The sequence below is a fragment of the Curtobacterium sp. TC1 genome (assembly GCF_019844075.1).
GTDB lineage: Bacteria > Actinomycetota > Actinomycetes > Actinomycetales > Microbacteriaceae > Curtobacterium.
In genome coordinates this window covers 2,304,164-2,317,321 of sequence record NZ_CP081964.1, presented here as the reverse complement: position 1 = coordinate 2,317,321, position 13,158 = coordinate 2,304,164, and the positions used below count along the sequence as shown (strand labels likewise).

The 13,158-nt window shown below is 70.8% G+C and carries 13 protein-coding genes; 9 read left to right on the top strand and 4 right to left on the bottom strand.

Features of this window, described 5'->3' with window-relative positions; all coding sequences use genetic code 11:
• Positions 1–73: 73 nt before the first annotated feature.
• Both KZI27_RS12060 and KZI27_RS12055 read right to left on the bottom strand, forming a co-directional pair.
• Positions 74–1,306, bottom strand: a complete 1,233-nt coding sequence (locus tag KZI27_RS12060; RefSeq protein ID WP_222657819.1) for a DUF349 domain-containing protein — start codon at positions 1,304–1,306, stop codon at positions 74–76.
• A gap of 113 nt (positions 1,307–1,419) precedes the next feature.
• Entirely contained in the window at positions 1,420–2,232 is an 813-nt protein-coding gene (locus tag KZI27_RS12055; protein ID WP_222657818.1) for a peptidylprolyl isomerase, read from the bottom strand.
• A 108-nt stretch (positions 2,233–2,340) separates the two neighbouring features.
• Here KZI27_RS12055 and KZI27_RS12050 point away from each other — a divergent pair, with 108 nt between their 5' ends.
• The 9 genes from KZI27_RS12050 (at position 2,341) to aroB (ending at position 12,692) form a co-directional block, all read left to right on the top strand.
• Entirely contained in the window at positions 2,341–3,714 is a 1,374-nt protein-coding gene (locus KZI27_RS12050; protein ID WP_410003999.1) for a replication-associated recombination protein A, read from the top strand.
• 222 nt (positions 3,715–3,936) lie between these two features.
• A complete protein-coding gene (gene rpsD / locus KZI27_RS12045; protein ID WP_111083900.1) occupies positions 3,937–4,566 on the top strand; it encodes a 30S ribosomal protein S4 in 630 nt (209 codons plus the stop codon).
• Between the two features lie 132 nt (positions 4,567–4,698).
• On the top strand, positions 4,699–4,881 hold the full coding sequence (locus tag KZI27_RS12040) for a hypothetical protein (RefSeq protein WP_111083901.1): 183 nt from the start codon (positions 4,699–4,701) through the stop codon (positions 4,879–4,881).
• Positions 4,882–4,961: 80 nt separating this feature from the next.
• Entirely contained in the window at positions 4,962–7,619 is a 2,658-nt protein-coding gene (gene alaS / locus KZI27_RS12035) for an alanine--tRNA ligase (RefSeq protein WP_222657817.1), read from the top strand.
• An 8-nt stretch (positions 7,620–7,627) separates the two neighbouring features.
• Positions 7,628–8,071 carry a Holliday junction resolvase RuvX gene (gene ruvX / locus KZI27_RS12030; RefSeq protein WP_222661356.1) on the top strand — a complete coding sequence of 148 codons (444 nt, stop codon included), beginning with the start codon at positions 7,628–7,630 and terminating at the stop codon, positions 8,069–8,071.
• Between the two features lie 89 nt (positions 8,072–8,160).
• Positions 8,161–9,705, top strand: coding sequence for an endolytic transglycosylase MltG (mltG, locus tag KZI27_RS12025; protein WP_261783883.1), 1,545 nt, complete (start codon positions 8,161–8,163; stop codon positions 9,703–9,705).
• Between the two features lie 43 nt (positions 9,706–9,748).
• Positions 9,749–10,969: a chorismate synthase gene (aroC, locus tag KZI27_RS12020; protein WP_222657816.1), complete on the top strand. Its 1,221-nt coding sequence runs from the start codon at positions 9,749–9,751 to the stop codon at positions 10,967–10,969.
• 92 nt (positions 10,970–11,061) lie between these two features.
• On the top strand, positions 11,062–11,598 hold the full coding sequence (locus KZI27_RS12015) for a shikimate kinase (protein WP_410004034.1): 537 nt from the start codon (positions 11,062–11,064) through the stop codon (positions 11,596–11,598).
• Complete coding sequence (aroB, locus tag KZI27_RS12010) at positions 11,595–12,692, top strand: 3-dehydroquinate synthase (RefSeq protein ID WP_222657815.1); 1,098 nt, start codon at positions 11,595–11,597, stop codon at positions 12,690–12,692. Before KZI27_RS12015 ends, aroB begins: the two co-directional genes overlap by 4 nt.
• Here aroB and KZI27_RS20270 read toward each other — a convergent pair.
• Complete coding sequence (locus KZI27_RS20270; protein WP_261783882.1) at positions 12,689–12,817, bottom strand: hypothetical protein; 129 nt, start codon at positions 12,815–12,817, stop codon at positions 12,689–12,691. The two genes, aroB and KZI27_RS20270, sit on opposite strands and share 4 nt — an antisense overlap.
• An 83-nt stretch (positions 12,818–12,900) precedes the next feature.
• Positions 12,901–13,080 carry a hypothetical protein gene (locus KZI27_RS12005; protein WP_222657814.1) on the bottom strand — a complete coding sequence of 60 codons (180 nt, stop codon included), beginning with the start codon at positions 13,078–13,080 and terminating at the stop codon, positions 12,901–12,903.
• Between the last annotated feature and the right edge of the window lie 78 nt (positions 13,081–13,158).

The following is a 13,158-nucleotide window of genomic DNA, read 5'->3' as shown; positions in this document are numbered from 1 at the left end:
ACGCGCCGCGACTCCACGCCACGCGCCGACGCCCCCGTGACCGATCGGTCACGGGGGCGTCGTCGTCCGTCGATCAGCTGCCGAGGGCGTCGAGCCAGATCTTGCGGGCGTCGAGTGCTTCCTGCGCGTCCTTGATCTTGCGTGCGTCACCGGAGGCCTGCGCGTCGGCGAGCTCGGACTCGAGCTTGCCGATGGCGTCCTCGAGCTGGCTCGCGAGTCCGGTCTGCCGGGCCTTGCGCTCCGGGTTGGACTCCTTCCAGTGCGCGTCCTCGAGCCCACGCACGTGGTCCTCGATCGCCCGCAGGCGGTCCTCGATGCGGCGGACGTCCCCGCGGGGGACCTTGCCGATCTCGTCCCAGCGCCGCTGGATGCCGGTCAGGGTCTTGCGGGCGGCGACGCGGTCGGTCGCCGTGAGCAGCGGCTCGGCCTCGGTGAGCAGGGCCTGCTTCGCCTCGAGGTTGCCGGAGAACTCTTCGTCCTCGGCTGCGCTCTCGGCGTGGCGCTGCTCGAACAGGACGTCGCCGGCGGCCTTGAACCGCGCCCAGAGGGCGTCGTCGTGGCGCTTGCCGGCGCGCCCGGCGTTCTTCCAGTCGTCGAGGAGCTGACGGTAGTCCGGGATCGCGTCGGACCCGCGTGACGCGAGTGCCTCGGCCTGCGACACGAGCTCCTGCTTGCGGGTGCGGGCGTCGCGGTGCTGCGCGTCGAGCTCGGAGTAGAACGCGCGGCGGTGCTGGTCGACGGTGGACCGCGCTGCGCGGAACCGCTTCCAGAGTTCGTTCGCCTCGTTCTTGGGGATGCGCGGCCCGTCGTGCTGGTGCTGCTGCCACCGGGCGAACACGTCGTCGAGCTGCGCCGTGATCTGCTTCCACTGCGCGCGCGCCGGGTCGACCGCCGCGAGCGCCTCGGCCTCTTCGACCAGGGCGGCGCGGTGTGCCAGGGCGTCGTTCAGCGCCTGCTGCGCCTGCTCCGCCTGCTCCTTGGTGAGCGAGCCGAGCTGCTCGGTGAGCGCACCCACGCGGGTCTCGAGCGACTTGATGTCGCCGACGACGCGGGCTTCGGCCACCAGGGTCGTCAGGTGCTCGACCGTCCGGGCGACGTCGTTCGCCGACGCACCACGCTGGACGCGCTGCTCGGCGATCTTCACCTGCCCCTCGAGGTCGGCGTACTTCCGCGCGAAGTAGGCGAGGGCTTCTTCGGGGGTGGCGTCCGGGTACTCACCGACAGCACGTTCGGTCTCTTCGTACCGGACGTACACGGTCCCGTTCTCGTCGACCCGCCCCCAGGTCGTTGCTTCGTCAGATCCCACAGGTCTCGCCTCGATCGTGGTCGTGCATCGCCGACGTCACCGTCGGCACGGTCAGGTCGTCAGCCTATTGCACGGACGGGCTCCGCGGCCCGCTGTGCGCGTCGGCTTGTGGACTACTTCTCCTGCGCGATGGTCGCGTCGGTGATCTTCGTCGCCACCTTCGGCTCGCCGGTGCCGTCGTCACCGGGTGATGCGATGCCCTTGTCCGCGATCTTCGACTCGAGTTGGGACAGGCCGCTCGTGACCTTCCCGACGACCGTGTAGCCGCCGGTGGAGCCGTCGAGCGTGGTGTCGCCGTAGACGATGAAGAACTGCGTCGACTGCGAGTACGGCGAGCTCGACCGCGCGATCGCGATGGTGCCCTCGTCGTAGAGGCCGTCCTCCGGCACGTTCTCGAGCGGGCCGTACTCGAACCCGGCGTCGCCCGTGCCGTCACCGTTCGCCGAACCGCACTGCAGGAACTTCAGCCCGTCACTGTCGGCCAGCCGGTGGCAGGTGGTGCCGTTGTAGAACTGCTCCTTGATCAACGAGATCTCGACGCTCGCCGCCTGCGGGGCCTTCGCGCCGTCGAGCTCGATGCCGAGGTCGATCGACCCGTTGAGCGTCAGCGACCCCGTCCAGGTCGCGCCCTTCGCGATCTCCTTGCTCGGCACGTCGCCCGTGTTCGCCGCCGTGGCACTCGCCGAAGGCGTCGGTGTGGCCGTGGCGCTCGCACTGGCGTCCGCCGACCCGTTCCCCTGCGAGCCCGCGAAGGCGAGCTGCGACCCGGTGGCCAGTGCGGCGACCAGCACGAGCGCACCGGCGCCGACGAGGTTGTCACGCACCCGCCGGCGGCGCTGCCGGGCGTGGAGCCCCTGGCGGGCCTGGTAGAGACGGAGGCGCTCGCGCGCCTCGCGGTTGTCGCGCGCTGGGTTCTTCGGTGCCACGGTGCTGTTCTGCCCTCTCGTCGCAGTGTGCGACGAGCGTATCCGAGTCGTCACCGTCAACGGCCCGGGAGGCGCGGGGCTGTCAGCGGGTCGGCCTACGATTGCTGCATGGCAGCGGACCGTTCGAGCATGCGTGCGCCCACGACGGGCGGTCGCGCCGGGCTCGCGCAGGGGTCCGTCCCGCTCGCGGTCCGGATGCGCCCCACCAGTCTCGACGAGGTCGCGGGCCAGCAGCACCTGCTCGGTCGCGGTTCACCGCTCGTGCAGCTCGCCACCGGCACCCGCGACAACCCGGGTGGCGTCTCGGTCATCCTCTGGGGTCCTCCCGGCACCGGCAAGACGACGTTGGCGCAGGCCATCGCCCGTCAGTCGGGGCGCGAGTTCGTCGAGCTCTCCGCGGTGACCGCCGGCGTCAAGGACGTGCGCGAGGTCATGGAGAAGGCCCTCACCCACCGCGACCTCTACGGCTCCACGACGGTGCTGTTCCTCGACGAGATCCACCGGTTCAGCAAGGCACAGCAGGACGCCCTGCTGCCCGGTGTCGAGAACGGGTGGGTGATCCTCATCGCGGCCACCACCGAGAACCCGTCGTTCTCGGTCATCTCCCCGCTCCTGTCCCGGTCCCTGCTCCTGACGCTCAAGCCGCTCACCGACGCCGACCTCGGCATGCTCGTCGACCGTGCGGTGGAGGACCCACGCGGTCTCGGTGGTGCGGTCGTCCTCGGTGACGAAGCACGCGGGGCCATCGTCCGGTTGGCCTCCGGTGACGCCCGACGCGCCCTCACCGCGCTCGAGGCGGCTGCGGCGTCGGCCACCGCGGCCCAGGACGACGAGGACGACACCGTGCCGGTCGTCGACGCGGACACCGTCGCCGCGGCCGTCGACCGTGCGCTGCTGCGGTACGACCGACAGGGTGACGAGCACTACGACGTCATCAGCGCCTTCATCAAGTCGGTGCGGGGGAGCGACGTCGACGCCGCACTGCACTACCTCGCGCGGATGATCGAGGCGGGCGAGGACTCGCGGTTCATCGCGCGCCGGATCATCATCTCGGCGTCCGAGGACATCGGCATGGCCGACCCGCAGGCGCTCCCCATCGCCGTCGCGGCGGCGCAGGCCGTGCAGCTCATCGGGATGCCCGAGGGGCGCATCCCCCTGGCCGAGGCAGTGGTGTACCTGGCGACCGCGCCGAAGTCGAACGCCGCCTACAACGGCGTGAACGCAGCGATGGCGGACGTCAAGGCCGGCCGGATGGGCACCGTGCCGATGCACCTGCGCGACGCGCACTACGCCGGGGCCAAGCGACTCGGCCACGGCAAGGGGTACGTCTACTCGCACGACGCCGAGCACGGGGTCGCCGAGCAGCAGTACCTGCCCGATGCGCTCGAGGGCACCGAGTACTACACCCCGACCACGAACGGGTACGAGCGCGAGGTCGGTCCACGGCTCGAACGACTCCGGAAGATCACGCGCGGTCAGTAGGAGCAACGTCGAGTTCCTGCTAGCATTGCCGGGCCTACGTCCTGGTCCTCGAGCACGGCTGCGTCGAGGACAGAGTGCCACTCCGGTGGTACGGGGGCAGAGGTTCGGACTGTAGCCGTCCGATCCCACAGGCTCATCCCTCTGGATCCCGTCGTCGGGGCCACCAGCACTCGCGTGCCCGGCCTCCGGTGAGTATTCAGTTCGAACAGAGAAAAGGACCCTGTGTCTACCAAGTCACGTACCCGCAGCAAGACCCGCCTCTCGCGCGCACTCGGCATCCCGCTGACGCCGAAGGCGGCCCGTTACCTCGAGAAGCGCCCCTACGGCCCCGGTGAGCACGGCCGTACGCGCCGTCGTGCGGACAGCGACTACGCCGTCCGCCTCCGAGAGAAGCAGCGTCTGCGCGCCCAGTACGGCATCCGCGAGAAGCAGCTCCGCATCGTCTTCGAAGAGGCCCGCAAGACGAAGGGCCTGACCGGTGAGAACCTGGTCGAGCTCCTCGAGCAGCGCCTCGACGCCCTCGTGGTCCGTGCCGGCTTCGCCCGCACCACCGCGCAGGCCCGTCAGCTGATCGTGCACCGTCACCTGCTGGTCGACGGCAAGCTCGTGGACCGCCCCTCCTTCCGCGTCAAGGAGGGCCAGCTGATCCACGTCAAGCCGAAGTCCGAGTCGATGGAGCCCTTCCAGGTCGCCGCTGCCGGTGGCCACCAGGAAGTCCTGCCGAAGGTCCCGGGTTACCTCGAGGTCGAGATCGACAAGCTCCAGGCCCGCCTCGTGCGTCGCCCGAAGCGCGCCGAGGTCCCCGTGACCTGTGAAGTGCAGCTCGTCGTCGAGTACTACGCAGCTCGCTGATCCACTGATCACACCCGAACGGCGGGTCGTCCTCTCGAGGACGGCCCGCCGTTCGGCGTTCCGGCCCCGAAGTGCCCGGCGACTAAGCTTGTCCGGGCATGCACCGCCAGGGTGCACAGAGGGAGAGGCACCGTGAAGCAGCTGTTCTTCGTCGCGGTCGGCGTCGTCATCGGGTTCGCCGTGGCGCACCAGGTCGCCAGGACCCCCGGAGGCGCACGGCTCTTCGCCGTCGTCGACGCGAGCACGAAGGCCTTCACGGGCGCGGTCGCCGACGGGTACCGGTCCCGCGGGGCCGAGCTCCGCACCGACGTCTGAGTCGTCGAGCTCCACCGCGGTCCGGCCGCACCGTCGTCCCGCCTCCACCTCCCACCTCCGAGCTGAACCCAGGAAGCACCATGCAGACCGCAGAGATCCGCCGCCGTTGGCTCCAGTACTTCGGTGACCGCGGCCACACCGTCGTCCCGTCCGCGTCCCTCGTCTCCGACGACCCGTCGCTCCTCTTCACGGTCGCCGGTATGGTGCCGTTCATCCCGTACCTGACCGGGCTCGTCCCCGCGCCGTACCCCCGTGCCACGAGCGTCCAGAAGTGCATCCGCACGAACGACATCGAAGAGGTCGGCAAGACGCCTCGCCACGGCACGTTCTTCCAGATGAACGGCAACTTCTCGTTCGGCGACTACTTCAAGGAGCAGGCGATCCAGTTCGCCTGGGAGTTCCTGACGAACCCCGAGTCCGACGGCGGACTCGGCTTCTCGCCCGACGACCTCTGGGTGACGGTCTACGAGGACGACGACGAGGCGATCGCCTTCTGGAAGCAGCACTCCTCCCTGCCCGAAGAGCGCATCCAGCGCCTCGGCAAGGACACGAACTACTGGTCCACCGGCCAGCCAGGACCCGCCGGACCCTGCTCGGAGATCTTCTTCGACCGCGGGCCCGAGTACGGCATCGACGGCGGCCCGGCCACCGACGACGACCGGTACGTCGAGATCTGGAACCTCGTCTTCATGCAGTACCAGATCGCGGACGTCCGCTCGAAGTACGACTTCGAGATCACCGGCGAGCTGCCGAACAAGAACATCGACACCGGCATGGGGCTCGAGCGCGTCGCCTTCATCAAGCAGGGCGTCGACAACATGTACGAGATCGACCAGGTCCGCCCGGTCCTCGACCGCGCATCCGAGATCTCCGGCCGCCGCTACGGCGCCGTGCACGAGGACGACGTCCGCATGCGCGTCATCGCGGACCACGTGCGGTCCGCGCTCATGCTCATCGCCGACGGCGTGAGCCCGTCGAACGAGGGCCGCGGGTACATCCTGCGTCGTCTGCTGCGCCGCACGGTCCGTGCGATGCGCCTGCTCGGCGTCGAGACCGCGACCTTCCCGGAGCTGTTCCCGGCGTCCCGCGACGCGATGCGCGACGCCTACCCCGAGGTCTCCTCCGACTACGACCGCATCGCGCGGATCGCCTACGCGGAAGAGGAGACGTTCCTCCGCACGCTCGCGCAGGGCACCACGATCCTCGACGTCGCCGTCGAGCGCGCGAAGCAGGACGGTGCACCGTCCATCGGCGGGGACACCGCGTTCCTGCTGCACGACACCTTCGGGTTCCCGATCGACCTGACGATGGAGATGGCCGAGGAGGCCGGGGTCCACGTCGACCGGACCGCGTTCGAGACCCTGATGTCCGAGCAGCGTGCCCGGGCGAAGGCCGACGCGAAGAGCAAGAAGACCGCGATCGCCGACCTGAGCGTGTACAGCGCGTTCCGGGCGAAGGGCGAGACGGTCTTCCTCGGCTACGACGCGCTCGAAGCCGAGACGAACGTGCTCGGCATCATCGTCGGCGGCGTCAGCGTGGACCGTGCCGTGGCGGGCGACATCGCCGAGGTCATCCTCGGCGAGACGTCGCTGTACGCCGAGTCCGGCGGGCAGGACGCCGACCAGGGATCGATCGTCGGCAACGGCTTCGACCTCGAGGTCCTCGACGTCCAGCGTCCCGTCGCCGGCCTCTGGAGCCACACCGTCCAGGTCCGCTCCGGTGAGGTCGGCGTGGGCGACGCGGCGAGCACCGTCGTCGACGCCGAGTACCGCCGCGGCGCCACGCAGGCGCACTCCGCGACGCACCTGGTGAACGCCGCGCTCCGCGACATCCTCGGCCCCGAGGCTCTGCAGGCGGGGTCGTACAACAAGTCCGGGTACATGCGCCTCGACTTCTCGTGGTCGCAGCCGATCTCGCTCGCGACCCGTTCGGAGATCGAGGAGGTCGTCAACACCGCGATCCGCACCGACCTCGAGGTCTCGACCCGCATCATGCCGATCGACGAGGCGAAGGCACTCGGCGCACAGGCGCTCTTCGGCGAGAAGTACGGCGCCGAGGTCCGCATGGTCGACATCGGCGGACCGTGGTCCCGCGAGCTCTGCGGTGGCACGCACGTCGCGTCGAGCGCCCAGATCGGGCTCGTCAACCTGGTGGGGGAGTCGAGCGTCGGCTCGACCAACCGCCGTGTCGAGGCGCTCGTCGGGCTCGAGGGCTTCCGCGACCTCGCGGTCGAGCGGACCATCGTCTCGCAGCTCTCCAGCGCGTTGAAGGCGCCCCGCGCCGACCTGCCCACGCGCGTGCAGTCGCTCATGGAGGACCTCCGGACCGCGCAGAAGAAGATCGCCGAGTACGAGTCGGCGAACCTGCAGCAGCGGGTCCCGTCGATCGCGCGCACCGCGACGACCGTCGGGTCGACCACGGTCGTGGCCGAGACCGTCGACGGCCTGCAGTCCGGCGACGACCTGCGCTCCCTGGCGACCGGGGTGCGCGCGCAGCTCGGTGACGGCGCTGCCGTCGTCGTGCTCGGCGCCGTGGTGAGCGGGAAGCCGATCGTCATCGTGGCGACCAACGACGCGGCGCGCTCCGCCGGTGTCCAGGCGGGTCCGCTCGCCAAGGAGGCCGCCGGCGTGCTCGGTGGTGGCGGCGGCGGCAAGCCGGACCTGGCGCAGGGTGGCGGGACCGACCCGGCCGCGCTCCCGGCCGCGCTCCGTGCCGTGACCGCCCGGATCGCGGGCTGAGCGTGGCGATCCGGTCCGGGCGGCGGCTCGGCGTGGACGTCGGCCGCGCCCGGATCGGGATCGCCGTGTGCGACCGCGACGGGTTGCTGGCGACGCCGGTCGAGACCGTGCGTCGTGACGCCCCGTCCGACCTGCAGCGGATCCTCGAGATCGCCGACGAGTACGACGCCCTCGAGCTCGTCGTCGGACTGCCCTTGTCGATGTCCGGCGGCGACACCCCGTCCACGGACGACGCTCGGGCGTTCGCGGCCCGGATCGCCGAGCACCGTCCGGTCCGGCTGGTCGACGAACGGTTGTCCACCGTGACCGCCCAGCGTGGTCTGCACCAGGCCGGCAAGAACACGAAGAAGTCGCGCTCCGTGATCGACCAAGCGGCCGCTGTTATCATTCTGCAACACGCGCTCGACCACGAACGCAGTGCCGGTGCCCCTCCGGGCACCACGCTTCCCTGACAGGGCGACCCGCCGCGACCCGGCTGCCCTTCCGTCACCCGAGGACGACGGTGCCCAGGCGGAGTTCCCGACCGAGAGACCGAGAACCGTTGGCAGACGATCTGGACTGGAACGCGATCATCGCGCCCGGCAACGAAGCCGAGCGGCGGAAGACGACTTCCGACCGCGCAGCAGGTACCGATGACCGTGACGACTCCGTGCGGGTGGCCCCGCAGCCGGACCGTCCGATGTCCCGCCGCGAGGCCCGTGCACTCGAGGCGGAACGTGCTCGTCGCGACGCCGCCGCCGCGGGGGTCGAGCAGCCGGCGCCGGAGCCCGCGTCGCCGGAGCCCGCGTCACCGGAGCCCGCGTCACCGCAGCAGGCGGCCCCCGGACTCCACCCCGAGGTCGCCGCGCTCCTGACCGGCGAGGTGCCGTCAGCGGCCACGGCCGGCGGAGCCGGGTCCGACGGGCCCGACCGTACCGACGACGCCGGGCGCACCGGCGGCGGTGGAGCCGCGGGAGGCGGCGGCCGGGGCGGGCATGGCGGACGCGGTGGAGCCTCCAGGCCGCCGCGCGAACCGCGCCCGAAGCGCCGACGCGGGCCGCTCATCGCCGGCATCGTGATCGTCGCGGTGGTCGTGGCCGGCGGGGTGAGCGCGTACGCGTTCGCCGCGCCGAAGATCCAGCAGATCGTCGCCGCGGTCAGCGGGTCGAGCGAACCGGACGACTACACCGGGACCGGCAAGGCGAAGGTCACCATCACGATCAAGCAGGGCGACATCGGCGAGAACGTCGCCGCGACGCTGCAGCGCAGCGGCGTCGTGAAGGACTCGAAGGTCTTCTACAAGCTGCTGCTGGCCTCACCCGACGTCCAGTTCCAGCCGGGCTCGTACTCGCTGAAGAAGCAGATGAGTTCGAAGTCGGCGCTGGCGGCGCTGCAGGACGAGGACAACCGCGTGCAGGCCTCGATCGTGATCCCCGAGGGCACCGCGCTGGCGGACATCGAGGCCGGCATGGTCTCGAAGGCCGGCCTGACGAAGACCGAGGTCGCGAAGGCCGCGAAGAACCTGTCCGCGTACGACCTGCCGTCCGGCGTGACGACGCTCGAGGGCTGGCTGTTCCCCGCGACGTACCCGATCAACCCGGGCTGGAGCGCGGAGCAGTACTTCGGGTCGATGGTCGACACCATGAAGGAGCACCTGGCGGCCGCCGGCGTCAAGGAGGCCGACCAGGAGCGCGTCATCGTGTTCGCGTCGCTCGTGCAGAAGGAAGCCGGCCTCGCCGCCGACTACCCGAAGGTCGCACGGGTGTTCCAGAACCGGCTCGACCAGGGCATGCGCCTGCAGTCCGACGCCACGGTCGCCTACGGCACGGGCAACACGCACACCGTGACGACGACGGACGCCGAGCGCGCCGACGAGTCGAACCCGTACAACACCTACGTGCACGAGGGACTGCCGCCGGCACCGATCTCGAACCCCGGTGACATCGCGATCAAGGCCGTCACGAACGAGGCGCCGGGCAAGTGGCTCTACTTCGTGACGGTGAACCTGGAGACCGGTGAGACGGTGTTCTCGGACACCTACGACCAGCACCTCGTCGCCGTGGACCAGTTCCAGGCCTGGCTCCGGGCGCACCCCGACTACCAGTAGGCCGGCGACGTCGCACGTCGGTGCGCTGTGGGAGGATTGCAGCATGCTTCGTTGGTTGACTGCTGGTGAGTCCCACGGACCCGAACTGATCGCGATGCTCGAGGGCCTGCCCGCGGGTGTCCCGGTGTCGTTCGAGTCCATCCGCACCGATCTCGCGCGCCGCAAGCTCGGCTACGGTCGTGGCTCGCGCATGAAGTTCGAACAGGACGAGCTGCACGTGTCCGGCGGTGTCCGGCACGGGTACTCGCTCGGCAGCCCGATCGCGATCCGGATCGGCAACACCGAGTGGCCGAAGTGGGTCGAGGTCATGAACCCCGAGCCGGTCGAGTCCACCGAGATGTCGCGCGGCCGCAGCGCCCCGCTGACGCGCCCCCGCCCGGGCCACGCGGACCTGGTCGGCATGCAGAAGTACGGCTTCGACGAAGCCCGCCCGATCCTCGAGCGCGCGAGCGCCCGTGAGACCGCGGCCCGCGTCGCACTCGGCGCCGTCGCCAAGTCCTTCCTCGCCGAACTCGGCATGCGGTCGGTGGCGCACACCCTGCAGGTCGGTACGGTCCGCGTGCCGGACGGCACCGACCTGCCGCTGCCCGACGACGTCGACCGTCTCGACGACGACCAGTTGCGGTGCTTCGACGCGGACACCTCGGCCCGCATGGTGACCGAGGTCGAGGCCGCGAAGAAGGACGGCGACACCCTCGGTGGCGTCGTCGAGGTCCTGTTCTACGGCGTCCCGCCGGGGCTCGGCTCGCACGTGCAGTGGGACCGACGGCTCGACGCGCGTCTGGCCGCCGCCATCATGGGCATCCAGGCGATCAAGGGCGTCGAGGTCGGTGACGGCTTCGCGACCGCCGGTCGTCGCGGCTCCGCCGCCCACGACGAGCTCTACCGTGAAGACGGCGAGATCTACCGCACGAGCGACCGGGCCGGTGGCACCGAGGGCGGCATGTCCACGGGGACCGTCCTGCGGGTCCGTGCCGGCATGAAGCCGATCGCGACCGTGCCGCACGCGCTGCACACCGTCGACGTCGTGTCGGGCGAAGACGCCTCAGCGCACCACCAGCGTTCCGACGTCTGCGCGGTCCCGGCCGCCGGCGTCGTGGCCGAGGCGATGGTGGCCCTCGTGCTCGCCGATGCCGTGCTCGAGAAGTTCGGCGGCGACAACGTCGTCGAGACCAAGCGCAACCTCGACGCCTACCTCGCGTCGATCCCGGAGACGCTCCGCACCCGTCGGACGGAGCCGTCGGCACCGGCCGACGCGTCGTGACCGCGCGCGGCGGCGGTGCTGCGACCGGCGGCCCAGCACCCCGCGACGCTGCATCCGGCGGCGCGGCGCGGGGTCCAGCTGCGCCCGTCGTCGTGATCGGCCCGATGGGAGCCGGCAAGTCCAGCGTCGGCAAGCGCGTCGCCAAGGCGCTGGGGGTGCCGTTCACCGACACCGACCGGGTGATCGTCCGCGAGCACGGGCCCATCCCCGGCATCTTCGCTGACCGCGGTGAACCCGCCTTCCGCGCCCTCGAGGCCGATGCGGTCCGCACCGCACTCGGCACCGGGGGCGTCATCGCCGTCGGCGGGGGAGCCGTGACGCACGCCGCCACCCGCGAGGCACTGTCCGGTGCCCGCATCGTCCTGCTCACCGTCTCGCCCGAGGCCGTCGCCGAGCGGATCGCCGGCTCGGACCGGCCGCTGCTCGCCAGCGGCGGGATCGACGCCTGGCAGACGATCATGGACGAGCGCGCGGCGACCTACGCCGAACTCGCGCACGTCGTGGTCGACACCTCGCGCCGTCCGATGTCCCGGGTCGTCGACGAGGTCGTCACCTGGCTGCGCAGCGACAGCAGCGACAGCAGCGACAGCAGCGACGACACCAGCACCACCACCGAAGGAGCACCGTGACCGACCCGATCCTGCCTGCAGGGACCACCGAGATCCGCGTCGGCGGTGACGACGGCTACGTGGTGGCGGTCGGCTCGGGCCTGCTCGGCTCGCTCCCCGCGATCCTCGGCCCTCGCGTCGCCAAGGTCCTGATCGTGCACGCCCCGACCCTCGGTGCGCGGGCGAACGACCTGCGCGACCTGCTCGTCGACGCCGGCCTCGAAGCCCTCATCGCCGAGGTCCCCGACGCCGAGGGCGCCAAGCGCATCGAGGTCGCGTCGTTCTGCTGGCAGATCATGGGCCAGTCCGACTTCACCCGCACCGACGCGGTCATCGGCCTCGGCGGCGGCGCAGTCACCGACCTGGCCGGCTTCGTCGCCGCGACCTGGCTGCGCGGCGTGCCGTACGTGTCGGTGCCGACGAGCGTGCTCGGCATGGTGGACGCCAGCGTGGGCGGGAAGACCGGCATCAACACGAACGAGGGCAAGAACCTGGTCGGCGCCTTCTCCGCCCCCCGCGCGGTCGTGGCCGACCTCGACCTCGTCCGGACCCTGCCGCGCAACGAGATCCTGACCGGTTTCGCCGAGATCGTGAAGGCCGGGTTCATCGCCGTGCCGGAGATCCTCGACATCGTCGAGGCGGACGTCGACCGCGTCACGGACCCGACGACGCCGGAGTTCCGCCGGGTGGTCGAACTCGCCATCGCCCTGAAGGCCGAGGTCGTGTCGGACGACTTCACCGAGCAGGGTCGTCGCGAGATCCTGAACTACGGCCACACGCTCGGACACGCCATCGAGCACGCGGAGCGGTACCAGTGGCGCCACGGTGCTGCGGTGTCGGTCGGCATGGTCTTCGCCGCGGAGCTCGCACGTCTGACGGGGCACCTCGACGACGCGACCGTGGACCGGCACCGGGCGATCCTGGACTCCCTGGACCTGCCGACGTCGTACGGGATCGGCCGGTGGCAGGGGCTCCTCGCCGCGATGCGCCGCGACAAGAAGGCCCGTGCCGGCATGCTCCGGTTCATCATCCTCGACGGGGTCGGCAAGCCGGTGGTCCTCGAGGGGCCGGAGGACCACCTGCTCTTCACCGCGTACCAAGAGGTCGGCGTCTAGCACTTCCGCACCCCCAGGTGGTCGCGCAGGTGCTCCCCGGTGTAGTCGGTCCGGTGCAGCCCACGGCGCTGCAGCTCCGGCGCGACCTGCTGGGTGAAGTCCTCGACCTCGGCGGGGATGTGCATCGGCGTCCCTGACTGGCTCCGCGACGCGCACGCCCACGTCGGGCAGCGGCGCGTGCTGGTCGTGAACACCCAACCGCCCGGCGTCAGCGCAACACCCGCCGCGTCCGTCGCCACCACCACTTGACCTGCATCGACACGGTGAGGACGCCGGTCCGCTGCCATTCCCGGAACTCCGCGATCGTGGCACCGTTGTCCCACGCGAAGAGCACGTCGTCGTCCGCGTCCACGTCTGGCGCATCCGGCAAGGGTCGCAAGATCGGCATCAGGTGGGCTCCTCTTCCTCAGGGGGACGTGATCGGCGACGGTTCGCCTCCGGAGTGCACGAGCGGCGAGCCGTCGGT